Origin of the sequence: Paenibacillus sp. FSL H3-0286, from assembly GCF_045040705.1 — a bacterium.
GTDB lineage: Bacteria > Bacillota > Bacilli > Paenibacillales > Paenibacillaceae > Paenibacillus_AQ > Paenibacillus_AQ odorifer.
This window is the reverse complement of sequence record NZ_CP150285.1, coordinates 4,724,694-4,750,333: the sequence shown is the minus strand read 5'-3', so window position 1 is coordinate 4,750,333 and position 25,640 is coordinate 4,724,694. Positions and strand designations below refer to the sequence as shown.

18 protein-coding genes and 1 tRNA gene are annotated in these 25,640 nt (G+C 45.9%); 18 read left to right on the top strand and 1 reads right to left on the bottom strand.

The window, feature by feature from the left end; translation table 11 throughout:
• Positions 1–240: 240 nt before the first annotated feature.
• The 14 genes from nth (at position 241) to MHB37_RS21275 (ending at position 20,037) form a co-directional block, all read left to right on the top strand.
• Positions 241–921, top strand: a complete 681-nt coding sequence (nth, locus tag MHB37_RS21340) for an endonuclease III (RefSeq protein ID WP_036676333.1) — start codon at positions 241–243, stop codon at positions 919–921.
• Positions 922–953: 32 nt separating this feature from the next.
• Positions 954–1,220: a hypothetical protein gene (locus tag MHB37_RS21335; protein ID WP_036676334.1), complete on the top strand. Its 267-nt coding sequence runs from the start codon at positions 954–956 to the stop codon at positions 1,218–1,220.
• A 339-nt stretch (positions 1,221–1,559) separates the two neighbouring features.
• Positions 1,560–5,252 carry a dynamin family protein gene (locus MHB37_RS21330; protein ID WP_405168471.1) on the top strand — a complete coding sequence of 1,231 codons (3,693 nt, stop codon included), beginning with the start codon at positions 1,560–1,562 and terminating at the stop codon, positions 5,250–5,252.
• A 149-nt stretch (positions 5,253–5,401) separates the two neighbouring features.
• Positions 5,402–6,592 carry a formate-dependent phosphoribosylglycinamide formyltransferase gene (purT, locus tag MHB37_RS21325; RefSeq protein ID WP_339174565.1) on the top strand — a complete coding sequence of 397 codons (1,191 nt, stop codon included), beginning with the start codon at positions 5,402–5,404 and terminating at the stop codon, positions 6,590–6,592.
• Entirely contained in the window at positions 6,582–7,046 is a 465-nt protein-coding gene (locus MHB37_RS21320; RefSeq protein ID WP_232061416.1) for a GNAT family N-acetyltransferase, read from the top strand. Before purT ends, MHB37_RS21320 begins: the two co-directional genes overlap by 11 nt.
• A gap of 194 nt (positions 7,047–7,240) precedes the next feature.
• On the top strand, positions 7,241–8,893 hold the full coding sequence (locus tag MHB37_RS21315; protein ID WP_339168811.1) for a response regulator: 1,653 nt from the start codon (positions 7,241–7,243) through the stop codon (positions 8,891–8,893).
• Between the two features lie 2 nt (positions 8,894–8,895).
• Positions 8,896–10,725: a sensor histidine kinase gene (locus MHB37_RS21310; protein WP_081386264.1), complete on the top strand. Its 1,830-nt coding sequence runs from the start codon at positions 8,896–8,898 to the stop codon at positions 10,723–10,725.
• A complete protein-coding gene (locus tag MHB37_RS21305; protein ID WP_036685687.1) occupies positions 10,722–11,744 on the top strand; it encodes a substrate-binding domain-containing protein in 1,023 nt (340 codons plus the stop codon). The genes MHB37_RS21310 and MHB37_RS21305 overlap by 4 nt, the downstream gene beginning before the upstream one ends.
• A 198-nt stretch (positions 11,745–11,942) precedes the next feature.
• Positions 11,943–13,013: a galactose ABC transporter substrate-binding protein gene (locus tag MHB37_RS21300; protein ID WP_094903385.1), complete on the top strand. Its 1,071-nt coding sequence runs from the start codon at positions 11,943–11,945 to the stop codon at positions 13,011–13,013.
• A 146-nt stretch (positions 13,014–13,159) separates the two neighbouring features.
• On the top strand, positions 13,160–14,671 hold the full coding sequence (locus tag MHB37_RS21295) for a sugar ABC transporter ATP-binding protein (protein WP_076101437.1): 1,512 nt from the start codon (positions 13,160–13,162) through the stop codon (positions 14,669–14,671).
• Between the two features lie 93 nt (positions 14,672–14,764).
• Positions 14,765–15,772 carry a galactose/methyl galactoside ABC transporter permease MglC gene (gene mglC / locus MHB37_RS21290; RefSeq protein ID WP_076127586.1) on the top strand — a complete coding sequence of 336 codons (1,008 nt, stop codon included), beginning with the start codon at positions 14,765–14,767 and terminating at the stop codon, positions 15,770–15,772.
• A gap of 744 nt (positions 15,773–16,516) precedes the next feature.
• The gene (locus tag MHB37_RS21285) at positions 16,517–16,864 is read left to right on the top strand and encodes a hypothetical protein (protein WP_405168470.1); all 348 of its coding nucleotides are present in this window, start codon (positions 16,517–16,519) and stop codon (positions 16,862–16,864) included.
• Positions 16,865–17,043: 179 nt separating this feature from the next.
• Positions 17,044–19,008 carry a WG repeat-containing protein gene (locus tag MHB37_RS21280; RefSeq protein ID WP_405168469.1) on the top strand — a complete coding sequence of 655 codons (1,965 nt, stop codon included), beginning with the start codon at positions 17,044–17,046 and terminating at the stop codon, positions 19,006–19,008.
• Positions 19,009–19,320: 312 nt separating this feature from the next.
• Positions 19,321–20,037 (top strand): CAP domain-containing protein, encoded by a 717-nt coding sequence (locus MHB37_RS21275; protein WP_036685704.1) that lies wholly within the window; start codon positions 19,321–19,323, stop codon positions 20,035–20,037.
• A gap of 133 nt (positions 20,038–20,170) precedes the next feature.
• On the opposite strand, the gene MHB37_RS21270 is transcribed toward MHB37_RS21275, so the two are convergent.
• Positions 20,171–20,243, bottom strand: a tRNA-Lys gene (locus MHB37_RS21270).
• 240 nt (positions 20,244–20,483) lie between these two features.
• Here MHB37_RS21270 and MHB37_RS21265 point away from each other — a divergent pair.
• From MHB37_RS21265 to parE, 4 genes are all read left to right on the top strand, one after another.
• On the top strand, positions 20,484–21,323 hold the full coding sequence (locus MHB37_RS21265) for a GDSL-type esterase/lipase family protein (RefSeq protein ID WP_076127595.1): 840 nt from the start codon (positions 20,484–20,486) through the stop codon (positions 21,321–21,323).
• 102 nt (positions 21,324–21,425) lie between these two features.
• Positions 21,426–22,406: an ABC transporter ATP-binding protein gene (locus tag MHB37_RS21260; protein WP_076183951.1), complete on the top strand. Its 981-nt coding sequence runs from the start codon at positions 21,426–21,428 to the stop codon at positions 22,404–22,406.
• On the top strand, positions 22,399–23,388 hold the full coding sequence (locus MHB37_RS21255) for an ABC transporter permease (protein WP_036685819.1): 990 nt from the start codon (positions 22,399–22,401) through the stop codon (positions 23,386–23,388). The genes MHB37_RS21260 and MHB37_RS21255 overlap by 8 nt, the downstream gene beginning before the upstream one ends.
• A gap of 169 nt (positions 23,389–23,557) precedes the next feature.
• Positions 23,558–25,540: a DNA topoisomerase IV subunit B gene (parE, locus tag MHB37_RS21250; RefSeq protein WP_076127597.1), complete on the top strand. Its 1,983-nt coding sequence runs from the start codon at positions 23,558–23,560 to the stop codon at positions 25,538–25,540.
• The last annotated feature ends 100 nt before the right edge of the window (positions 25,541–25,640 follow it).

The following is a 25,640-nucleotide window of genomic DNA, read 5'->3' as shown; positions in this document are numbered from 1 at the left end:
GAAATATAAGAAAGTATAAGTATTGCTCCTATACTGTATGTCTTATATTTCTCGCTTAAACGCTTACTGTTCTTATTAGGACAATCCAGGCGTTAATACTTGAAATATAATGCCAGTATCGTATGTGTTGAAATGTATGAATCCATACGTTATAATACATACTTTGCTTATATTTCTAACATTTGAGGTGAGACGCTCGATAGAATTTTCTGAGCGTTTTTGCTCCGTGGAGGGGACACTATGAAAGCTGCAGACGTCCGCCACATTTTGGATACGATTGGAGATTTGTTTCCGGATGCACATTGCGAGCTGAATCACAGTAACGCTTTTGAATTGACAATAGCGGTGCTGCTGTCAGCCCAATGTACGGATGCAACGGTGAACAAAGTGACCGAGGACCTGTTCCAAAAGTACAAAGCCCCCATCGATTATATTTCTGTGCCGCTGGAGGAATTGGAGGGGGATATCCGGCGCATCGGCTTATATCGTAACAAAGCTAAGCATATCCAAAGCCTGTGCTCTATACTCATAGAACAGTATGGCGGAGAAGTGCCTGAGGCACATGACTTGCTTGTAACGTTGCCAGGAGTAGGTCGTAAAACCGCTAATGTAGTAGTATCCAACGCATTTGGAGTTCCTGCCATTGCTGTGGACACTCATGTGGAGCGGGTTGCTAAACGACTTGCTTTGGCAGGCTGGAAAGATTCTGTGCTGGAAGTGGAGAAAAAGCTGATGAAGGCTGTGCCACGTGATGAATGGACGCTCACGCATCACCGGCTAATCTTTTTCGGACGATATCACTGTAAGGCTCAGAATCCAAAATGTCAGGTTTGTCCGCTCCTTGATGTATGTCGAGAGGGCAAAAAACGTATGAAAACGGCTGTCGTCAGGAAAGCTAAAGATCATACGCCAAAAAGTTAAAAGTTAGAGTTGAAGAAGAGGATGGGATAGAGATGAAATGCATTTCTGTATACACAGATAATTTTGAGGTATTCTCGGATATTTTTGACCGCGTAGTGGAAAGCCCGTTGGAAGAAAATGAAGAGCAAGAAGTAGAGGGCATTACGATCAGTCATTCCGGTGATGTGCCTGAGCACTATCTGGAGCGTATGTCTGTAAAACCAGAGGTTGTCGTAATGAGAGACAAATCTCGTGGATTGACTATTCTGCAGCACGGAAAAGTTTTTGAAATTCTGTTGCCTGTTTTGGAAACTGCATAATTGAGAAGTGACCTGAAATGGAGTCGGCCCTTGGGGCTGGCTCCTTTTTTTATTGAATATCCTTATATTTCTACGAGAAACGACTGTTGGCTTTACAGGACGACAACCACGTTTCTTTTTTGGTATCATTTCGTAGGAGATGATAGGTTATTTTGTAAGTAGTGTGTATTTAATTTGTGTCAAACTGGTGATAAACTGTAATTATTATTTATAAAAAATGTTCCGCGCTAAAGTTCAGAAATTGCACCTATATAAGTTTTTGCATAAAAAAGAGCTTAAATCAGTATTCATGAATGGATTAAGATCAGTGCATGATTAGAAGGTAACTGTGGAGGTGGAATGTCTGTGGGAGCGGAACAGGTTAGAATTCAGAGAGAAACATTAAGTGAAACAGCATCGCAGCTTTCCCGGCTGAAAGATTTAATGCGCCACTGGGGCGATGAGAGTGCTGAACGAATATATGAAGATTTACAAAATAAAGAGGGTGGGAATGAACTGACCCTTGCTTTTTGTGGGCATTTCTCGGCAGGGAAATCCAGCATGATTAATCTTTTATGCGGCAGCTCAGTGTTGCCTTCCGGACCTGTGCCGACTAGTGCCAATATTGTTTCTATTCGTAGCGGGGCTCCACGAGTGCTTATCTATCCAAGGGTTGAGGGAAGTGAAAATGAATCTACCCCTGTAGAGACAACACCAGAAAGATTACAGGAATATTGTCGAAATGGCGGAGAATATTCCGCGATTGAAGTCTGGAATGAGATTCCTCTTCTAGGGAAGCATGGTGTTCTATTGGATACGCCTGGCGTGGATTCGACGGATGATGGCCACCAGGCGGCCACTCGTTCCGCGCTGCATTTAGCTGATGTCGTCTTTTATGTTATGGATTATAACCATGTTCAGTCAGAGAATAATTTGGCTTTTGCCAAAAATCTCAGTGACTGGGGCAAACCGCTCTATCTTATTGTTAATCAGATAGACAAGCACAGAGAACAAGAAATTTCCATTGAAGAATATAAACGCCAGCTTGAAAATGCTTTTGAGCAGTGGGGGATTCATTGTGCGGGGATTCTGTTTACCTCACTCAAAATGAAAGAGCACCCACACAATCATTGGGATAATCTGCTGAACCTTATAACAGAGCTGTTGGAGCACAGAGAACAATTGCTTCAATATAGCTTGTCACGTTCCATTCATCATACAGCAGATTCTTCGCTAACCGCGTTCCGTGAAGATCAGCAGGAGGAACGGGAAACTCTTTTAGCTGAGCTAGAGGGTGCAGAGGTTACAGTTGTGATGGATGAGCTGAAATCGTTGGATGAAGAGAAGGCACTGCTTGAGGAGTTGCCTCAGCAATCACGAGCTAGCCTGCGAAGTGATCTTGATGCCTTACTCAATAATGCTAACTTAATGCCTGCGGATGTTAGAGAGGCGGCAGGGAGCTATGTGGAGAGTGTCAGCCCAGGCTTCCGCTTAGGTTTGTTCTCTACAGCCGGACGACGGGAGAAGGAGCAAGGCAAACGACTGGATGCCTGGCAAGGATTACTGGTCCGAGAGGTTTCCGCTCAGCTGGAATGGCATCTGATTCAGCTGGTACGTCAATGGGCGGAGAATCTCGGACTGTGGGCAGAGGAGGCAGAGACGACTCTGAAGCAAGGGTTCCCGGCGGTGAGCCAAGAATGGCTGGCGGCTGTAGTAAAGCCGGGAACGGGGTATAGCGGCGAGGCGCTGCTCAATTTCTGCCGCACACTTGCGGCAGAGCTGAAGAGCCAATTCCGCCGCGCTGCGCTGTTAGTTGGCGATGAGCTGCTGGCGAAGCTGCCATCGCTTATCGAGGAGCAGCGCGCGGAACTCCAGCGCCGCGAACAGGCCCTTACGCGGCAGGCGAGCGCTGCCCGCGCGCTAGCCGCCCTGGACCGCGCGGCTGACGCTCGCGCGCACGAGCTAGCGGCGCTGCTGCCGCCGCGCCGGACCCTCACCCCCGGCATCCTGCCGGAGGTGAGGGTCACCCCGCGTGCGGCTGCGCAGAGCGCCGCACCGCGGGCGACCCAGCCGCGCGAACGCGCCGCGGCTGGAAGTGCCGCCGCCGCAAGCTGGGCGGCGGGAACGGCTTCGCCGGCGGGCGGACGCCGCCGGCTCTCGGCAGCCGCTGACGCGCTGGCGGCTGCGGCAGAGCTGCTGCGCCGCGAGCCAGCGATGGCATCGGCGGCGCGCAGTCTGGCCGCACGGGCGGAGGATCTCGCCGGCGGCCGCTTTACCCTTGCGCTGTTCGGTGCGTTCAGCGCAGGCAAATCTTCCTTCGCCAACGCTTTGCTCGGCGAAGAAGTGCTGCCCGTGTCGCCACACCCTGCCACGGCCGCAGTTAACCGCATATTGGCGCCGGAAGGAGACTTCCGCCATGCCAGCGCGGTTGTAACGATGAAGAGCATGGCGGATTTCTGGGATGACATCTGCCATTCCTTCAGCGTGCTGCAGCTTGGAGAGCCGCAACAGGATACGTGGACAGCAGTACTTGCGAGCCTGCCAACACGGGGAATTCACCCCTCTGCGCTGCCGCATGCAGGATTTCTAAGAGCCGCAGCATCCGGTTGGGCTGAAGCAGAGCCGCTATTAGGAACGGTGCGGACGGTTGATTTGGATGAATATCGAAACCTAGTTGCGGAAGAGACCCGGGCTTGCTTCGTGCAAGGGATTGACCTATATTATGCCTGTCCTTTGACGGAGAGCGGGATTGTGCTCGTAGATACACCAGGAGCAGATTCACTGCATGCACGCCACACTGGCGTAACCTTTAGTTACATGAAAAATGCGGATGCGATCTGTTTTGTGACCTATTATAACCACGCCTTTTCGAAGGCGGATCGCGGCCTCTTGGCCCAGCTGGGCCGCATTAAAGACAGCTTTGCTCTCGATAAAATGTTCTTTATTATTAATGCCTCCGATCTCGCTTCAAGCGAAGAAGAACTAGATGAGGTTAAAGCACATGTCGTTCAAAATCTGCGTGCCGGAGGTTTGCGGTCTCCGAGAATCTATGCTTTGTCCAGCTTGCTTGCTCTAGAAGCTAAAACTCAACATAATCACGATCTTTATGAAACCTCCCGCTTCAATGAATTTGAGCAAGCATTATCCAGCTTTGCTGGTGATGAGCTTCCACAGCTTTCACTTAACGCAGCTGCTGAGAGCATCGCATCGGTTCGGCGCCGGGCTGAGGAATGGCAGAATCTGGCTTCCAAGGCGGCGAGCGAGCGTGAAGCCGGGTTAAAAGAACTGCAGGAACGGCGGCAGTTCGCCATGAAGCGGTTATCTCTTTTGGAGACTGAGGAACGTCCTAGCAGAGATCTTATTCATGAAAGTGAAGAACTGATCTATCATGTGTGCCAGCGGATTAGCTTCTCCTTCAACAGAAATTTTCAGGAATCTTTTCATCCCTCCTTACTGCGTGAGGATGCAGGGAATTTAAAAGCCATTTTCTCTGCCTGTGGTGCCGAACTAATACGTACTACTCAGCGCGAGCTTGAGCAAGAGCTATGGGCAACAACGCTGCGGCTAGAGAGCACGGGACGCAGGCTTGTACATGAAGCTGCTGAAGCGGCAGCTACAGAGCTACTCTTTTCCACGGAGGAATTTCATCTTATGGAGAATGAGGAGCAGGCTTGGCCATCTCCTAAGGATCTGGAATGCCAGCTTCAGCCTGTGCAGTGGTCCGCTTTATGGGGCCATTTCAAATCCCCGCGTTATTTCTTTGAGGGAACTGGGCGGGAATTAGTCAAAGGTGCGGCAGAGCCGCTTTTGAAAGAAGCGGTTAATCTTGCAGCGGCAGTGCAGAAGGAAAAATTAATTGCTCATTACGTCGAGAATATCAGCAGAGAATTAAAATCTGCTGCCGAAAGCCTGCAAGAAGGGCTTGCGGAGCAAGAGAAAGCGATGTTAGATCTCCTTAAAGGGGGTGAAACTGCAGATCATTGGGGCCAAATAAGCCACCAATTATCACGTCTAGAACAAACTTTCGTTGATAAAGTCGACAAAGTTCTGTGAAGTTTGTAGGAAAATGTCGAAGAACACTTGCAATCTGGCGTATGATGGATGAAAATAAAGAAGCCTGAAAATATACAATGAAACTGTTACGTTTTCTGAAATTCATAAAAACGAGACAGTCAATTTGCCGAAAGAGGTTGGAATCGACAATGTGGGGAGCTCCTTTTTCAGCTCAAAGCCGCAAGCTGTTGCTGCTGGGCAGCGGGGAACTGGGTAAGGAAGTCATAATTGAAGCTCAACGCCTTGGCGTAGAGACCGTAGCTGTAGACCGTTATACCGATGCACCGGCGATGGGTGTAGCTCATCGTTCACATGTAATTGATATGCTGGATGCAGAGGCGCTGAAAGCGCTGATTCGCTCTGAGAAACCGGATGTCATTGTTCCGGAGATTGAGGCAATTGCCACTCATGCTCTTCAAGAGCTTGAAGAAGAAGGCTTTTTCGTTGTTCCGACGGCGCGGGCGGCTCGGCTGACCATGGACAGAGAAGGGATTCGTCGTCTTGCGGCTGAAGACCTTGGACTGCCAACTGCTGATTACCGTTTTGCGGATAGTCTGGAAGAGCTGCAACAAGCTATAGCCGAGTTAGGCACTCCTTGTGTCATTAAGCCGATTATGAGTTCTTCTGGCAAGGGTCAGAGCGTATGCAAAAGACCTGAAGATGCAGAAAACTGCTGGAACACTGCTTTGGATGGAGCGAGAGCTAAAGGAACACGGGTTATCGTGGAGGCTTTTGTTACTTTTGAGAGCGAGATTACTCTTTTGACGGTGCGATCTGTGTCTGGTACGGTATTTTGTCCACCTATTGGACATATTCAGAAGGATGGAGATTACGTGGAATCCTGGCAGCCTCACTTTATGAAGCCAGAGCTGCTTGAAGAAGCGCAATCTATTGCAAAAGCAGTAACGGATCAGCTCGGAGGTTTCGGTATTTTTGGAGTGGAACTTTTTTTGACAGATCAAGGCGTATTGTTCAGTGAAGTGTCACCTAGACCCCATGATACGGGGATGGTCACGATGGCGACGCAGGATTTATCTCAATTTGCAGTGCATGTCAGAGCTATTCTTGGTTTTCCTGTCCAGTCAGTACAATTGCTGACACCTGGTGCCTCAGCTACGCTGAAGGCTGATGGAGAAGGACGAGCCTTTGCTGTGACCGGAATTGGTGAAGCTTTGGAACTGCCTAGGACTCAGGTTCGCGTATTTGGTAAACCGGAAGTTCGTCCTGGTCGGCGGATGGCAGTAGCGTTAAGTGCGGCGGAAGATGTGGAAATCGCGCGGACGATAGCCAAGCAGGCGGCGTCTATGCTAAAAGTGGAGGTATATGAGGATGAACAGTAGTACCATGGCACCTGTACTGGAAATTCGCAAATGCGGCTTGAATGATCTGGAGAGAGTTACAGCGCTTCTGCGGGAATTCGGCTATCCAACAACGCTAAGCGTGATGAAAGAGAGACTGGAAAGCATGGAGAACAGCAATCTCCAATGCACACTTGTAGCAGAGCTGAACAATGAAGTTGTGGGTATGATCGGCCTTAGACAGGTAAGCTCGTATTACAAACAGACAGATTGTATCACTGAGATTACTGCACTTATCGTATCAGAAGAACTCAGAGGAAACGGACTCGGTAAAAGACTTGTGGCCGCAGCAGAAGAATGGGCACGTGAGCAAGGTTGCTGTCAGCTTTTCCTTAGAAGTGGCAACCGCGTAGAACGCGCACCGGCACATGCTTTTTATCGTCATATCGGTTTCGAAAAGACAGCAGGCTATCGCTTTAACAAAGCGTTGCTATAATACTTATAGGTTACCGATCATCCCCATCCCAGCTACGGCGGGATGGTTTTTTTTTGCTCTGGAACTCTTTTTTTATATGTATTTAATATATTAATACCTAAAACTATTTAAATAACTTAACCATAGATGGATTGGTTTGAATCATATACAATAAAATTTATGACATCTAAAACGTTTCCAAAGAGGGATGAGACATGTATAAGCTAGTTCTTGCTGAAGATGAAGAAGACGTTAGGGAAGGCGTTATCGGGCAGATTGACTGGGAGCGTTACGGATTTGAGATTGTCGAGCAGGCGGAGAATGGACGGGAAGCTGCGGATGCCATAGACCGTTTGCTGCCGGATGTGGTAGTTACCGATATCCAAATGCCTTTTATGAATGGACTTCAGCTGGCTGAATGGATTCGTAGTCATCATCCTAACACTAAGATTATCATTTTGACTGGGTATGATGAATTTGAATATGCTCAGAAGGCGATAAAATTGCAAATTGATGAGTATATTTTGAAACCGTTCTCTTCACAGGAATTAATTGAAGTATTGCTTAAGGTTAGAGCCACTATCGAGGCTGAAATTGCAGAAAAAGAAAATGTATTTGTACTCAGTGAGCATTACCGGAAAAGTCTGCCTGTGTTAAGGGAGCAATTTTTATCGTCCCTTATTTCGCGTAGATTGCGTACGGATGAAATTACTGAGAAAAGCACTGAATATGGCATAAAATTAACGGGACGGTGGTTTCAGGCTTCGGTAATTAGTGTGGATTATATTCGTCCTGAGCGGGAATCTGCTGGGGTTACAACAGGCAGGCAAATTTCTTTACGAGACACTGGTGAAAAGAATTTACAGCTATTCGCTGTGCTGAATATTGCTGAAGAAATATGCTCGAAGCATGGTTTTGGAAGGGTGTTTATTCATCGTGATGAGGTCGTATTGCTCACAATCCATGAAGAAGGGGAAGAAACTGATATTACTGGAAAGACATTTGAGCTTCTTGAAGAAATCCGCCAGAACGTACAGCGTTTTCTGAAGCTGACGGTCACGGCAGGCTCCGGAACGGTCTGTTCATCGCCTGCTTTGTTATTTAATTCTTTTGGGGATGCCTTGCAGGCATTAGATTATCGGCTTATTCTCGGCAATAACCGGGTGATCTGGATTGAGGACGTTGAGTCACGTTCCAGCACACTGCTAACCTATGATGAACTAACCCAGCAATCCTTAATCCGGACGATTAAACTAGGTACGGTGCAAGAACTCAAAGAGGTTGTTGAGGATTTATTTGCCGGTCTTGACGCAGAGCAGGTGTCTACACAGGATTATCAGATTTTTTTGCTGGAGATTTTTACATCTATCCTGCGAGTGGCTAAAGAATCCGGCAGTGAGGCTGCAAAGTATATTGGTTCTGGCATTTCGTCGCTAACTGCCATCAATAAATTTAATAGTATGGCCGAAGCCAAGCAATGGATTATTGCAGTCTGTAGCGGTTTAATGGATACGATTGCATTAGAACGTCAATCCTCCTATAAGCTGCTTATTGATGAAGCTAAAGAATATATACGCAGCCACTATGTTGAATCTGATATTTCCATCGGCAAGGTTTGTCAGCATTTACATATAAGTACCGGCTATTTTAGCAGTATTTTTAAGAAGGAAATGAAAATGACGTTCGTTAGTTATCTTTTGCAAATTAGGTTAGAGGCAGCCAAGGAACTTTTGCGGTCCACGGAGCTGAAGGCCTTTGAAATTGCAGAAAAAATAGGTTTTGCCGATCCTAACTATTTCAGCTTTTGTTTCCGCAAAAAATATGGCCAATCTCCTAAAGAGTATAAAAACAGCTCCAGAGGAGGGTAAAGATGCTGAAGGATAAACCATATTCCTTTCCTCTAAGACCGCAGCATCCCAAAGGCGGAAAACGTCGGTTGTCCTCCAAGCTCCGAAGCATTCAAGTTACGATTACACTCACTTTTACATCTGTTGCCGTGCTGGTAGCTGTCGTTGTCAGTCTTATGCTGTACAATAAGTTTGCCAAGACCGCAGAAGAGAATGCCAATATGAATATGCAGCAGATCATTGAGCAAGTGAATTACAATCTGGGTCTTTATGTTAAGGGAATGCGCAATATTTTTGAGACAGCGGAGGAGCAGATTACGAATAGCCCTTCCGTGGATTCCGCTTTATTGACGGAAAGAATGGCTATGCTAATGGGGAGCAGAGAGGATCTGGTCTCGGCGGCTGTTTTTACACCACAGGGGAAATATGTCGTGGGTACACCCGGTCAGAAGCTGCGCAGCAACACACAGCTGGAGACTCAGAGCTGGTTTACGACGGCGCAAAGAACATCAGAGCTCTCCTATTCCGCACCTCATATTCAGAATTTGTTCAAAGGTCAATATATCTGGGTCGTGTCTATCAGCAAATTAATTCAATATAAGGAGAACGGAGTCTTAAAAACCGGCATCCTGCTGATGGATTTTAACTTTCGAACCATTGATGAGCTGAGCAAGCAGGTTAAGCTTGGCAAAAGAGGATACGCTTACATCCTCGATCAGCTAGGAAATATTGTGTACCATCCCCAGCAGCAGCTGATTTACGCGGGCTTAAAATATGAGAATGTGGAGCCAGTACTGGAATATGCTTTTCGTAGCTATTTGGATGAGTCTACGGGTGAAAAACGGTTTATCACCGTAAGAACACTGGAACAGACAGGCTGGAAGATCGTGGGCGTGGCTTATTATGATGAGATTGTAACCACCAAACGTGATCTAAACACTTTTTTATCCTGGTTTTTAGCGGTAGTCATTTTATGTGTAATTATTGTATCCGTCTTTTTGTCTGCACGTATTGCCCGCCCTATCCGCAAGCTGGAACGGACGCTTCAGCAGGTGGGCGAAGGGGATCTCAACACCCGAATAGATGTCAGCGGGGCGTATGAGGTGGAACAGCTGTCCAAACGGTTTAACCTTATGCTGCAACGTATCCGCCAACTGATGGATCAGATTATTTATGAACAGGAAACCAAACGTAAAGGTGAGCTTGAAGTACTGCAATCCCAGATCAATCCGCACTTTCTGTACAATACCCTGAATTCTGTGATCCGGCTCGCTGAACGCGGCAAGACTGAGGAGGTAGTCACGATGATTCAGTCCTTATCGAAGTTTTTCCGGATTAGCCTTAGTAAAGGGAATAATATGATTACCGTGCAGGAAGAGCTTGATCATGTTCGTCATTACCTTGTGATTCAGAGTTTTCGGTTCAAAAATAAGTTCCGCTACGAGATCGAGGCTCAGGATGAAGTGCTGCAGTGTCAGACGATTAAGCTAATTTTACAACCTATTGTGGAGAATGCCCTGTATCACGGGATTGAAATGATGCCTGATGAAGGTTTTATTTCGATCCAAGCGGAGCTGAAGGATGATCTTGTCATCATCCGCATTCGTGATAATGGACTGGGAATGTCCGAGGAGATTATGAAGGTTCTTTTGACTGGCGGCAGTAAGAGTATGCATGGCTCCGGGGTAGGCGTAAGAAATGTAAACGAGCGTATTGAGCTGTATTATGGGCGTGATTATGGTCTTTCTTTTGAAAGTGAAATTGAAGAAGGCACTACGGTTACTCTTATCTTCCCGGCACTCGCAGCAGGCGAGGGCAATCCTGGACATGAGGAGGATGAGACATCGGTATGAGAATCGTTCGTTTTTGGCTAACCCTGCTGGTATGTGTGGTGTTATGGACAACCATCACGTCTTGTTTCAATTCGGCACCTAATTATATCAACACGAACAAAACCCGAAATATTCATCTTATTGTAAAAATGAACAAAGGCGACTATTGGAATACAGTTAGACTGGGTGCAGAAGCCGCGGCACAGGAATTTAATGTGAAACTAACGTTCAAAGCTCCGAATGCTGAGAGTGATATTGCGGAACAGGTCAGAATGGTTGAGGACTCCATTAAAGAAAAAGCGGACGTTATTATTTTAGCTGCCAGCAGCTACATGGGACTTGCACAAGTGGTTGATCGGGCGGCATATTCCAAGATTCCCGTATTGTCTGTGGATGCAGAAGTCGGTTCGGCCAGAGTAAGAGCCTATGTGGGTTCAAACGGTTATGAAGCGGGACAAAAGTCTGCAGAAAGACTCATTCAGCTGCTAAATGGATACGGGGAGGTCGGCATCATTAACTTCACAAATTCATCTTTGGGGGCGGAGCAGGAGTCTTCAAACGGCATTGAATATGGTGCTAGGGACGCGGAGGAGCGGGAAAAGGGATTTTTAAATTACGCTGCCCGATATCCGAACATACAGGTAGTAGAGATTTCATATACCACTTCGAGTATTAGTGATGCTGAAGAGCTGACACGGTTAATGCTGCTGAAACATCCAAATCTTCGCGGGATCGCCAGCTTGAATGAGACAGCTTCACAGGGGGCGGCAAAAGCTATCCAGAGCCGAGGGCTGCATAATATTAAAATGGTTGCGTTCGACAGCTCCCCGTCAATGATGGAGTTGCTGCAGGAGGGTACGGTTCAAGCGACCGTAATCCAAAATCCTTTTAGTAACGGGTATTTAGCCGTAAAACATGCCGTTGAGGTAATCGAAGGAATGGATGTTCCTGAACGTGTCGATACGGGCACTAAACTCATTGATTTGGACAATATGCTGTGGCCTGAGAATCAGAAATTGTTATTTCCCTTCGTCAGATAGTGGACGGTTTATTTTTGAAAAGACGAATGCCATCCTTAAAATGGGAGGTATTCGTTTTTTGGGTTCAGTAGAATTTTTATAAAAGTGAGTAGGATTTTATATTCGAAACCGTTTTCACCTAAGGCATAATATGGATGTGCCCGAGAGAATTCAGGGTTAAACCAAAAAAAAGAAGTATAAACAGGAGGTCAATGAATAATGAAAAAAATCACTTCCGTTCTTTTAGCAAGCGCAATACTGGGTGCCGCCCTGGCAGGCTGTGGCAATAGCAACAATAATGCAGACAGTGGTAAAGCTACCAACGCTCCAAAAACTGAAAATGCGGGCTCTTCCACTGAAACGCCAAAAGTAGGGGTAGCCATTTACAAATTTGACGATACCTTCATGACAGGTGTTCGTAACGCAATCGACACTGCTGCCAAAGGCATTGCTACTGTAGATATCGTAGATAGCCAAAATTCTCAACCCACACAAAATGACAAAGTTGACTTGTTCATCACCAAAAAATATAAAGGCATGCTGATCAATCCGGTTGACCGTACTGCGGCTGGCGTTATTATCGAAAAAGCAAAAGCGGCAAATATTCCGGTGGTCTTCCTGAACCGCGAGCCGCTGCCAGAAGATATGAAGAAATGGGATAAGGTTTATTATGTAGGCGCTAAGGCAGAAGAATCCGGAACTATGTCCGGTCAACTGATCGTGGACTACTGGAAGGCACATCCTGAAGCGGATAAAAACGGCGACGGTGTCCTCCAATACGTAATGCTAAAAGGCGAACCGGGGCACCAAGACGCTGAACTTCGTACTACTTACTCCATCCAAGCAATTGAAGACGCCGGCATCAAGGTAGAAAAGCTGGCTGAAGATACTGCGATGTGGGACCGCGTAAAAGGGCAAGAAAAAATGGCAGCCTTCCTTGGCTCCCATGGCGACAAAATTGAAGCTGTGCTTGCGAACAACGACGATATGGCTCTCGGTGCCATCGAAGCTCTAAAAGCTTCAGGTTACTTCACGGGTGATAAATTCATGCCGGTAGTAGGTGTAGATGCTACTGCTCCTGCGATTCAAGCGCTACAAGATGGAACGATGCTTGGTACCGTGCTGAATGATGCGAACAACCAAGGTAAAGCTGCGATCACAGTTGCTGCTCTGCTTGCTAAAGGAGAAACACCTACAAAAGATAACGTAGGTTTTGATATCACAGACAACCAATACGTGTGGATTTCCTATAAAAAGATCACCAAAGACAATATCGATGACGCCAAATAATAACGCTCTAATCTAGATGAAATTCATGATCATATGGCAGCAACGGGGAGCGGATATTCGCTCCTCGGATTTCTTTCAGGCAGGGAACAGGATGAAACCGCTGTGCCTCTCATGAAAAAAGAAAAAAGCGTAGGGGGCGTAACAACATGGAAAAAGCTGAGTTTTTGCTAGAAATGAATGACATTACTAAAGAATTCCCCGGCGTCAAAGCGCTGGATGCAGTTAGTTTAAAGGTCAGACCAGGTTCGGTGCATGCCCTTATGGGCGAGAATGGTGCGGGTAAGTCCACTTTAATGAAATGTCTCTTTGGTATTTATTCACCGGATGCCGGTGAGATTTTTTTGGAGGGTGAGAAGACCTCTATTGGAAGCTCAAATGACGCTTTGAAAAATGGGATCTCCATGATTCACCAAGAGCTGCATCCCGTGCCGTTCCGAAGTGTGATGGAGAATATCTGGTTAGGACGTTTCCCAACCAAAGGGATTGGACCTTTTCAGTTTATTGACCATAAGAAAATGTACACTGACACGGAGAATTTGTTTAAAGATCTGGATATCGATCTGAATCCCGAGACATTAGTGGGTAAGCTCTCTGTATCCAAAATCCAATCCATTGAAATTGCGAAGGCTGTCTCTTTTCACTCCCGAGTTATTGTAATGGATGAACCTACTTCCTCCCTGACCAGTGTGGAGGTGGAGCATTTATTTCGGATCATACGGGACCTTAGGAGTAGAGGCGTAGCTATTATTTATATATCTCACAAAATGGAAGAGATTCTCGAGATTTCTGACGAAGTTACCATTATGCGGGACGGTAAAAAAATCGGAACCTGGCCAGCGGCGGAATTGACCACAGACCTTATCATTTCCAAAATGGTCGGCCGTGACTTGACCAATCGATTCCCAGAACGCTTTAACGTGCCTGGCGAAGTATATATGAAGGTGGAAGGATTAACCTCCCCTGAAGAAAGATCGTTTAAAGATGTTTCTTTTGAATTAAGACGAGGTGAGGTTTTAGGGATTGGTGGTCTGGTAGGCGCTCAGAGAACAGAGGTTATTGAAGCATTATTCGGCCTGAGGGCTATTAAATCGGGGACGATTTCTATCGATGGTAAGCGCATTCATATCCAATCTCCCAAGGATGCTAAGAAACACGGAATGGCTTTGCTTACGGAGGAACGGCGTGTCACCGGTATTTTTCCAGTCTTGTCTGTTCATGAGAATGGCGCAATCGCTAATCTGCATCGATACCAGAAACTACTACTTCTACTAGATGGAAAAAAGAAAAAAGAAGAAGTCGATAAAATGATTGAAAAATTACGGACCAAAACTCCAACAACCAAAACGCTAATCATGAATCTTTCTGGTGGGAATCAGCAAAAAGTGCTGCTCGCCAGATGGCTTCTAACCGAGCCCGAAATCCTGCTTCTGGACGAGCCGACTCGCGGTATCGACGTAGGGGCTAAATTCGAGATTTATTCGATTATTGCCGACTTGGCGCAGCAAGGGAAAAGCATCATTATGATCTCCTCAGAAATGCCGGAGCTGCTCGGAATGTCTGACCGTGTAATGGTCATGTCGGAGGGTAGGCTTACCGGAATACTAGAAGGCGAGCAAGCTACGGAAACCGAAGTTATGCGGCTCGCTGCACAGCATTAGGATAGGATTTCAATGATAGTTTTGCTGGGCGAAACTAGATTTGGTTTACGAAGAGAAGTACTCTTCGCGTAACTTTAAGGAGGAACACTACTAATGAACGCTAAACGAGCCCAATCTTTTATTACTCAAAATGCTATTTATATTGTCTTGGTAATTCTAATTATGGGTATTGCCTTATATGAGCCGGCCTTTATCTCTGTAAATACTTTACGGGACATTCTAATTCAGTCGTCAACACGGATTATCATCGCGCTTGGTGTTGCCTTCATCCTTATCACAGCTGGGACGGACTTGTCTGCTGGACGTGTGGTTGGTTTTACAGCGGTAATCTCTGCTTCGATGCTGCAAATTCCGGATTATTCCCGGCGCTTTTTTCCTGATCTGCCGCAGGTGCAAGTGTGGCTTCCGATCCTTATAGCTATTATCGCTGGCCTTCTCTGCGGACTAGTCAATGGTATTGTCGTCTCCAAGCTGAACGTCCCGCCGTTTATCGCAACACTGGGTACGATGGTTATCGTCTACGGCTTGAATTCCTTGTACTTTGACATGGACCCCAACCAATCACAGCCGATTGGCGGTCTGCGTCCAGATTTCACTACAATCGGTTCCGGGTTTATTGGCAAGGGGCAATATTCAATCCCGTATATCGTGCTGATAGCCTTGGGTGTCGCCGCCATCGTATGGGTGGTGTTCAATAAAACTAAGCTGGGCAAGAACATGTACGCTATCGGCGGTAACATGCAGGCAGCAAAAGTATCTGGCATCGATGTTTCCAAGAACTTGATCTACATCTATGCGATTGCTGGAGCCCTTTATGGTTTGGCGGGTGTGCTGGAGGCTGCCAGAACAGGTGGCGCAACCAATAACTATGGTAACATGTATGAGCTTGATGCGATTGCTGCTTGCGTCGTGGGCGGGGTGTCCACAACCGGTGGTATCGGAACAGTGCCAGGTGTTCTGGTCGGTGTTATTATCTTTACCTTAATCAACTACGGCCTGACCTTTATCGGCATCAGCCCTTACTATCAGTTGATTATCAAAGGTCTGATCATCATCGCCGCGGTCGCATTTGATATGCGGAAATATTCTTCGAAGAAGTAGTTGTGTGGGGGATGTGTGGTGATTATAGCGTTTGCTATTTATGGCAAACGCTTTTTGGTTTGTCCATTTTCGCTTGCGGATATAAGCAACTCGTAAGAATCAGTTCATAAGTACCAATTCATAAGTACCAATTCATAAGTACTGAACGTCGCCCCCTTGCTCCTCGCATAGGAAAACTACGCACGAGCACGAAAACTACCCACTAAAATGCCACCACGACCAAATAGTGTCACCACCACTAACACACAGATCATCAATGGCTACTACCAACATGAAACAAATACACCACTAAAACTACCCGCCAAAATGCCACCACGACTAAACAGCGCCAGCAACACTAACATCAACATTACTTACCACCATCAACTTCAATCAACATTGCCACCCCTGCTCCATCAAATCTAATATTGCACCAATAGGACTTACTCCACCCGATAGTTACACCATCACCGCCACGGAACATCTACAGCATCATTAACATCACAAATTAATGTCTTCAATACAAACACGGTTATCACAATCCTCTCAACATTATCAGCATGAACACGGCAATCACCGCCACAAATCAATATCAGCAGTAATAACACAACCATCGTCATCAGGAGCACCACGAAAACACATCATATTCATCATAGCTCACCAACAATATCAACAAACTAATATTAGTAACAGAACAGAATCACCATGAGGTAAAAGAACGGTATAAATCCCGCAGAATTGGCTGAAACGAGCTATGTGTGGCGAATGAACGGTATAAATCCCGTAGAACTAGCCGACCTGAGCCACGTGGGCCGAAAGAACGGTATAAATCCCGCAGAATTGGCTGAAACGAGCTACGTGGGGCGAAAGAACGGTATAAATCCCGTAGAATTGGCTGAAATGAGCCACGTGGGCCGAATGAACGGTATAAATCCCGCAGAATTGGCTGAAACGAGCTATGTGTGGCGAATGAACGGTATAAATCCCGTAGAATTGGCTGTAACGAGCTACGTGGGGCGAAAGAACGGTATAAATCCCGTAGAATTGGCTGAAACGAGCTACGTGGGGCGAAAGAACGGTATAAATCCCGCACAATTAGCTGAAACGAGCTAACGTGAAAGAAAGAGAGTCATTAATGCCCTAGAATACGCCAAATCGAGCCACGGAAGTGGAAAGAGAGGCAAAAGTATCCTAGAATACGCCTCCCCCTAACCCCAAAGATCAAAAAGCACATAAACCAACGTTCTTCCATATTCTATAGGCAAATGCCTTTGTTAAAGGGGAGCGACTGGATGTTAAGGATTAGGTTGAATGAGCTGGGGAAAGGGAATGACAATGGTCTGATACAGGCGGATGTATGGAAATGGGATGGCATTGGCTGGAACGAATATATTACTCAGCAGGATGAGGATTTCATACGCACGGAAGAGGAGTTATTCGTCACGATTCCGGCAGAAGCGGGATTATATCGTGTAGATTACTCTAATAAGCCTTTTGAGGCGCCATACTTATTGCCGGAGTGGGTGGGGGACGATCTGCGGACCACGGGTCTGCATCCGGCGCCGTTTAATCTCAAAGAGGGCACACTTTGGGGATATATTAATGACGAAGGCCGTGTTCAGATTGAACCCCGGTACGAATATGCTGAGGATTTTCAGAAGAACGGTCTTGCCGTAGTTCAGCGAAAAAATAGCAGCGGGCTCATTGACAGCACTGGAAGAGAACGAGTGAAGCCGATCTATTCATTTATTGCGCCTTTTTCGGAAGAGCGCGCCGTAGTGTCGGATGCCAAGGGGTACACTTTTATTGATGAAAAAGGCAAAGAAGTGACGTCGGCCCGGTATGATTATTTGAACTCATTACATGAGGGGCGTGCACTATTTTCAAAACAAAATACGACCGGCGGCCAATCGCAATATGGATATGTGGACGCGCAAGGCAAAGAGGTGCTGCCCGCGATTTATGTAGATGCCAATGATTTTATGAACGGCGTGGCTTTGGTTAAAATCAAAGAAGGAGAGTATGCGCTCATCGATCCGGATGGGAACATTCTGCATACTTATAACCATCCTTTCGTTGGAAGTCCGGGAGAAGGTTTACTAGCCTATCAAGCGACTGAAAACGGTAAATATGGCTATTTAAATACGGATGGTTCTGTAGCCATTCAACCGCAATTCACCTCTGCTTTACCTTTTTCAGAGGGACGCGCGGTGGTGAATACCGCTGAGAATTATGGCAACGCCTACGGACTGATTGATAAACAAGGAAAAAAGATCATCCCGGCAAAATATTATGAAGTATTGCAGCTAGGTGAAGGCAGAGTAGCCATAGGAACGCCTGTATTCCCCAGCCAGCCTTATCGCGGATCACGTTACGTAATTGCAGATGCGGAAACGGGAGCGGTCCTGAGCAATCACACCCTGCTTGGCGTGAACAATTACCAGGAGGGATTGGCGTCTGTATTTGATGCTAAAGATACCTATTTTATCGATAGAAGTGGAAAAAAGGCAGCCCAGCCCCCAGTTATTCCAGGGGCAGGAACACTCACCCTTAGCGGACGTTTGATAAGAGCAGATGTAGATCAACGCACATCTTATTATGATCGGCAGGGAAAGCAGGTTTGGCGCCAAAATGGAGTCATTCCGCTGAGACCTCCCTATTCCGTAGTGGAGAAGAAATACAAACCGAACAGGGATTATCTGGTGTATTATCCGGTCGTTGAGGGGATTGCAAGTGCGGAAGTTTCGCGAGAGGTTAACGATAAGCTGCGCAAGCTATCCCTTGCTGAAGACGTTGGGAGTGGAGGGGTTTCCCAGGACTTTAGTTATAATGGTGATTTTTCAGTCTCTTTCTTCCGTAAAAACCTGCTGGTGCTGGAGCTGACCGGGTATCGTTTTCCTTTTGGAGCAGCACATGGAATGCCTACCAAAATCTATCCGCATATTAATTTGCGCAGCGGCAGGTTCTATAAGCTGGGGGACTTGTTCAAGCCAGGCAGCAGATATGTGGAGAAGCTCAGTAAAATTGTGGGCAAACAGATCGAGAACGATCCACAATATTCATATGTTTTTCCGGATACGTATAAAGGAATTACCTCGGATCAGCCCTTCTTTGTAGATAATGAAGCGTTGTATCTATATTTCGCACCTTATGAGATCGCTCCGTATTCTGCAGGTTTTCCAACCTTCCGGATTCCTTATGCGGAAATCATGGGATTGATCTCTACGGAGGGCGAGTTCTGGCAATCGTTCCATTAATCGTCAGGTATCCATAGGTTTGCTGAAGTTGCCGTCCTTTCGGGGAGGGCGACTTTTTTTGCTTTTTCTCGCTTTTTTTCGCGAATAACAGGTAAAATGGTATTTTTAGGCAGGAAAACAGCGGAAGAAAGCGAATGTATCTAGGAATCGGAAATCTTACAGTCAAGACTATTATATGTAAAAAATTAGAAGCGCACATTTGAGAGATTTATGCTACAATGACTGAGGAACAAATTACAACTTTGTAACATTTGTAGATGGTCACTCTAGGCAGAAGCATATATTACACGCAAGAAAAAAGGAGATGGCAGATTGAAGAACAAGACATTAAAAGCAATCATCGGTGGTAGCGTGGCAGCTGTTATGGCACTTAGTATTTCTCTTCCATTGGAAGCAAATGCGGCATCGAATGAATCGACAGTAACAATAAAAGGCACAAGTTATGAGCAAATATTACAATATTTTAAACAAGCTAATCTTGAGGGATTCCCTTTTTCGAATAGCACAATCGTGGTAACTAAGCCGCAAACTGGAACAGTACCAAACAAAGACAACACGACCACAACTACAACTACAAAACCGGTTACAAAGCCAGCAGACACAACTACTGTAACTAAGCCAACAGATAATACAACTACAACAGGTGCTGTGAGCAATAAAGGAACCTATGTTCAGCAAATCGTAACGCTGGTAAACAAAGAACGTGCAGCAGCTGGTTTGTCACCTGTAGCTGGATTGGACAGCCTGCACAAAGTTGCCGCTACAAAAGCTACAGATATGCGTTCGAATAACTATTTCTCACATACTTCACCTACGTATGGTTCACCTTTTGATATGATGAAATCCTTTGGTATCACTTATAAAGCCGCAGGTGAGAACATCGCAATGGGACAAAAAACACCAGAAGAAGTAATGAAGGCATGGATGAATAGCCCAGGTCACCGCGCTAATATTTTGAATGCTAACTTCAATTATATCGGTGTCGGTTATGATAATAATTACTGGGTTCAAGAGTTTATTGGTAAATAATACGAGTAGATGCTTCAGGAAGAAATCGTTCTCCGATGTAAGTCGGGGAGCGGTTTTTTTTGTGTGGTGAAGATTAAAAATGCAACAAAAAAAGAAGCAAGGAACTTGTCCTTACTTCTTCTGTCTAGCTCTATGGGTTATGCAGGGGTCGAACCTGCGACCTGCCGATTAAGAGTCGGCTGCTCTACCAGCTAAGCTAATAACCCGTAATGTCTAAAGAGTCAACGGTGAATATTATATAATGGCATTAATTAAAAAGCCAGTATTTTTTTATTTTCAAAAAAAGTCCATACTCGTTCCTCGGCAAAAACACTGTAGCAGCGGGATTTTTTTCTTTGCTAGACATTTGCAAAACTTGTATGGAAGAATTATGTTTATGTAACATAGTTAAGATCTTTGTAAATTGTGGAACAATACATAATAGAACGGCATACGGAGGGATAGCTTTGAAGGATTCGAAATGGACATGGCGCAGCGTCAGCTTGATTTCCATAGTAACAACTATAGTTTTGATGGTTGGTTTAGTTTATGCGGTTAAAGATATTATCTATCCGGTCGGAGAGGTTACCGAGAGCAGCTTGCCTCAGCAAACAGCCGCACCGGTGACGGAGACTGTCAAGCTCCTCAAAATTGTTGCGCTCGGGGATTCGCTTACCAAGGGGACCGGTGATAACACCGGAGAAGGGTTTGTTAAGCGTACGGTTACTGGTTTATCTGCAAAAGGTGTCACAGTAGACTTTTTAGGCAATATGGGGATTAACGGGTTGACTACTGCGGGGCTGTTAAGCAAACTGAACGAAGATGGTGTGGAGTATGCCTTGCGCATGTCGAATGTTGTTTTGCTATCCGTCGGAGGAAATGATCTGTTTAAGGATTCGGATATTCTTGAGAATAATGGGGCGCAACAGGGCAACACAACTTCATCAACCTCGGGGCAGGAGCTGACTCCAGAGTCTTTATTAGCCGCTCTGCCAGAAGCAGCAGCTAGACTGGAGAAGATTCTCGATAAAATCTCACAGATCAATCCGAATGCGCAAGTTTACTATATGGGGCTGTATAATCCCTTTGGCGATATTCCAGAATTACTGGCACCAGGCAATCAAGCGGTAACGAAGTGGAATAATACGGCAATGGATATTATTAATGAGCATAGCAACATGACCTTGGTTCCTACGTTTGACTTGTTTAACAGACATTTGGACAAGTATCTATCCACCGATCATTTTCATCCTAATGGTGATGGCTATCAGCGAATCGGAGAACGGTTCATACAGGCTGTGCAGTAGTATATAGGTGAGTGTTAAATCTTGCAGTAAGATCATGTAGGTAAATGCCCTTTGAGCAAGTACAAACCGAGAAAATGACAGTCACAAGGAGCTAAATTAAATATGACAAAAGCGAACAGTGAAGACTCCGGCACAGTCGTCTTGTCTGTGGACGGGGTACGTAAAAAAATAGGACGAAAATGGATTATTGATGATGTCACTTTCGATGTGAGAGAAGGGGAAATCTTTGGCTTTCTCGGGCCTAATGGCGCTGGGAAGACGACCACGATCCGCATGCTTGTGGATTTGATTCGACCTACTGAGGGCAAGATTACAGTATGTGGGTACAATGTGAACCGAAATCCGGAAAAAGCATTGCAATATGTAGGATCTATCGTTGAGAATCCTGAGGTGTATACCTATTTGACCGGATGGGAGAATTTGCAGCATTTTGCCCGGATGCAGCCTGGCGTAGACAATGAACGTATTAGCGAAGTGGTCGATATTGTTCGATTAGATCAGAGGATACATGATAAGGTAAGTACATACTCGCTTGGGATGAGACAACGATTAGGCATTGCGCAGGCGCTGTTGGGACGTCCACGGCTGCTTATTTTGGACGAGCCGACGAATGGACTTGACCCTAAAGGCATTAAAGAGCTGCGAGAATTCATTCGCAAGCTGGCGGATGAAGGGCTGGCGGTGTTCGTATCCAGCCATCTGCTTAGTGAAATTCAGCTTCTTTGCGACCGTGTAGCGATTATTAGTAAAGGGCGTGTATTGGCAGTAGGTGCGGTAGATGAGCTGATCGCTCGTAATTCGCCGTATGTACTTTGGGAGCTGGAGCCTTTTGCTGAGGCCCGGGAAATGCTGGCTGATCGTTCAGATATTCAAATTCAGAAACTGGAAGACGTCACATTGGATGACTCAATTATTGCCGGGATGGGCCCCAATTCTTTAATAACGATCATGGATCAGGATCTGATCCCCGAGATTGTGGCCGTAATGGTTACTGCTGAAATTGAGGTGAGAGCTGTGCATAAAATTAATCCGACACTGGAACAGCTATTCTTGAAACTAACGGAGGGTGAGAATGTTGAGTAACTTGCTTCCGCTAATCCGTAATGAGTGCTTGAAGATTATAAAAAAGAAACGGTTTTATGTTATACTGCTGATTCTGATTGTACTGGTGCCTATGTTCACCTATGCACAGATGCGTTCAGCCGAACGGAGTCGGGAGAAATTTAATTCCGATTGGCGGCTTGAGATCCAGCAGCAGATTATCGATAATCAAAATTCACTGGGCAGTGACCGGATTCCAGAGGAATGGAAGACTTATCGGCGAATATTTGTACAACAGCTTCAGTATTATCTTCACCATGACGTTAATCCGAATGAACCTAGCGGGGTTACCTTTACCCGTGAATTTATGGATAATTCGGTTACATTATTTATTCCGTTGCTCATTATGGCGGTGGCCTCAGATTTGGTCTCGGCCGAAAGGACAACCGGAACTATCAAAATGCTGTTGACTAGGCCGGTCAAGCGTTGGAAGGTGCTTTTTAGCAAAATGACAGCACTGCTAATGTTTGTTTCGCTTATCGTACTTTCCACATTTGCAATCAGTTACTTTATCTCTGGTCTCGCCTTTGGTTTTAAGGGTTTTAACATTCCTGTTTTTACAGGCTTTAAAATCAGTGGTGATTCGCTAGATATGTCTACTGTACATGCAGTGCCCCAGTGGAAATATATGCTTATGCAAGGTGGTTTGATTTGGTTCGTCAGCGTAGTGGTTGCACTGCTCGCGTTCATGATCTCGGTGCTTGTTCGCAGTACTGCGGCGAGTATAGTAGTTATGATGGCAGCGCTGATTGCAGGTAGTATACTGACCAATATGGCCTCTGCCTGGACAACAGCAAAATATTTATTTATGGTAAATCTTGGACTGACCAGCTATTTGTCTGGTACTCCCGCCCCCATTGAAGGGATGTCCTTGTCATTTTCCATGGCTGTGCTGGCTGTATGGGGGGCCGCTTCGGTGATCATTTCATTCGCCGTCTTTACGAAAAGGGATATTTTGAATTAGAATGAACAAAGTGACCAAAACGTTTGTTTGCATTTCTTAGAAATATAGGAGAGTATAATTTCACGTTATATTCTATCCTTAGGTTTTTGGCAGTAACGGATACCGTTCTTAACATAAAGGACGGCCAAGCCGTTTCTTCTTAGTATAGAGAAAAGAAGGAGGAGCATGAATGCTCGAACAGATCGATATGTTTGCTGAAGTTTCTAATAACGGCGAGAATGGCCGTACTGGATACGATGCTGACGACATTCAAGTGCTCGAAGGTCTGGTTGCAGTACGCAAACGACCTGGCATGTATATCGGCAGTACGAGTTCTTCAGGACTACATCATTTAGTATGGGAAATCGTAGATAATGCCGTAGATGAGCATTTAGCCAAGTATTGTACAAAGATTGACATACTGCTTCGCAAGGATGGCTCGGTAACCGTTAGCGATAATGGACGGGGGATCCCAACTGGAATGCATAAGACAGGGGTACCTACCCCGCAAGTTGTATTTACAATTTTGCATGCGGGCGGTAAGTTCGGTGGATCGGGTTATAAAAAATCAGGCGGTTTGCATGGCGTAGGGGCTTCTGTCACAAACGCTTTGTCTGAATGGCTCGAAGTAGAGATTTATCGTGAGGGCAAAATCCATCGGCAGCGGTTTGAGTACTGGGTGGACAAGAAGGGCAAGGAGCATGTTGGCGAACCTGTAACTGGTCTTGAAGTTCTGGGTAACACCAATAAAACGGGTTCGAAAATTACTTTCAAGCCAGATATTCGTGTCTTCCCAAATGGAATTGCTCTGAATTATGACACGCTGGCAGAGCGGGTTCAGGAGATTGCTTTTCTGAATTCCGGTCTGCGTATTACACTGCAAGATGAGCGGAGCAACCGTCAGGATGAGTTCTTTTATGAAGGTGGAGCCAGTCAATTTGTGCAGTTTCTCAACGAAGGTAAGGATGTTCTCCATGATGTTATTCATTTCAGTGCAGAAAAGGATGATATCGAGGTAGAAGTAGCTCTGCAATACAACGGAGGCTACACAGAAACCTTGGCTTCCTTCGTAAACTCCATTCCAACTCGCAGCGGGGGCACACATGAGACCGGCTTTAAAACTGCGTACACTCGTGTATTAAATGAATATGCCCGCCGCACGCAATTGCTTAAAGAAAAAGATAAAAACCTGGAAGGTAATGATCTGCGGGAAGGCATGATGGCTGTTATCAGTGTAAAAATGTCCGAGGTTGAATTTGTTGGACAGACGAAGGATCAGCTTGGCAGTGCTTCCGCCCGTAGTGCAGTAGATTATATCGTTTCTGAAAATATGGCGCGTTTCTTGGAAGAAAATCCACAAGTTGCGCAGAGCCTTCTGAAGAAATCGATTCAAGCGTCGAAAGCGCGGGAAGCGGCACGTAAAGCCCGCGATGAGATCCGCACAGGCAAGAAACGCAGCGAAAGCTCGAATCTTGGCGGTAAGCTGTCTCCTGCACAATCAAAGGACGTTACACGTACAGAGCTGTTTATCGTGGAAGGTGATTCCGCCGGTGGTTCAGCTAAGCAAGGCCGTGACTCTAAGATTCAAGCGATATTGCCGCTAAAAGGTAAACCGATGAATCCGGAGAAAGCTAAGCTGCTGGACATCCTGAAGAACGACGAGTATAAAGCAATTATATCTACAATAGGTGCTGGAATTGGTCCGGATTTCACTGTCGAAGACAGCAATTATTCCAAAATTATCATTATGACCGATGCCGATACCGATGGAGCGCATATTCAGGTGCTGCTGCTGACATTTTTCTATCGTTATATGAAGCCTTTATTAGATGCAGGCAAGGTCTTTATCGCTCAGCCTCCACTTTATAAGTTGACCCGCAAAACGGGTAAGCTGGAGACTGTAAGGTATGCCTGGAGTGATGAAGAGCTGCAAAATTACTTAAAGGAATTCGGCAAAAACTTCGAGCTTCAGCGTTATAAAGGATTGGGCGAGATGAACCCCGATCAGCTGTGGGAGACCACGATGAATCCAGAGTCGCGTACGCTGCTTCAGGTACAGATTGAGGATGCTGCTAAGGCGGAGCGCCGTGTTTCAACACTTATGGGTGACAAAGTCGATCCACGTAAACGCTGGATTGTTGAAAATGTCGATTTCACCGAAATTGTAGAGTAATGTCAGTGCTGCAAGTGACGATAATCCCGATTTTCTAAGAGCTTGGTGTTTATGGGACCTAGGGGAATTTTGGAACAGTAGGAGCGATAGTGCCCAGAAT

What these genes read in the sequence shown, in the direction of transcription:
- nth (WP_036676333.1), top strand. Translation starts at nt 241, where the DNA reads ATGAAAGCTGCAGACGTCCGCCACATTTTGGATACGATTGGAGATTTG.
- MHB37_RS21335 (WP_036676334.1), top strand. Translation starts at nt 954, where the DNA reads ATGAAATGCATTTCTGTATACACAGATAATTTTGAGGTATTCTCGGAT.
- MHB37_RS21330 (WP_405168471.1), top strand. Translation starts at nt 1,560, where the DNA reads ATGTCTGTGGGAGCGGAACAGGTTAGAATTCAGAGAGAAACATTAAGT.
- purT (WP_339174565.1), top strand. Translation starts at nt 5,402, where the DNA reads ATGTGGGGAGCTCCTTTTTCAGCTCAAAGCCGCAAGCTGTTGCTGCTG.
- MHB37_RS21320 (WP_232061416.1), top strand. Translation starts at nt 6,582, where the DNA reads ATGAACAGTAGTACCATGGCACCTGTACTGGAAATTCGCAAATGCGGC.
- MHB37_RS21315 (WP_339168811.1), top strand. Translation starts at nt 7,241, where the DNA reads ATGTATAAGCTAGTTCTTGCTGAAGATGAAGAAGACGTTAGGGAAGGC.
- MHB37_RS21310 (WP_081386264.1), top strand. Translation starts at nt 8,896, where the DNA reads ATGCTGAAGGATAAACCATATTCCTTTCCTCTAAGACCGCAGCATCCC.
- MHB37_RS21305 (WP_036685687.1), top strand. Translation starts at nt 10,722, where the DNA reads ATGAGAATCGTTCGTTTTTGGCTAACCCTGCTGGTATGTGTGGTGTTA.
- MHB37_RS21300 (WP_094903385.1), top strand. Translation starts at nt 11,943, where the DNA reads ATGAAAAAAATCACTTCCGTTCTTTTAGCAAGCGCAATACTGGGTGCC.
- MHB37_RS21295 (WP_076101437.1), top strand. Translation starts at nt 13,160, where the DNA reads ATGGAAAAAGCTGAGTTTTTGCTAGAAATGAATGACATTACTAAAGAA.
- mglC (WP_076127586.1), top strand. Translation starts at nt 14,765, where the DNA reads ATGAACGCTAAACGAGCCCAATCTTTTATTACTCAAAATGCTATTTAT.
- MHB37_RS21285 (WP_405168470.1), top strand. Translation starts at nt 16,517, where the DNA reads ATGAACGGTATAAATCCCGTAGAACTAGCCGACCTGAGCCACGTGGGC.
- MHB37_RS21280 (WP_405168469.1), top strand. Translation starts at nt 17,044, where the DNA reads ATGTTAAGGATTAGGTTGAATGAGCTGGGGAAAGGGAATGACAATGGT.
- MHB37_RS21260 (WP_076183951.1), top strand. Translation starts at nt 21,426, where the DNA reads ATGACAAAAGCGAACAGTGAAGACTCCGGCACAGTCGTCTTGTCTGTG.
- parE (WP_076127597.1), top strand. Translation starts at nt 23,558, where the DNA reads ATGCTCGAACAGATCGATATGTTTGCTGAAGTTTCTAATAACGGCGAG.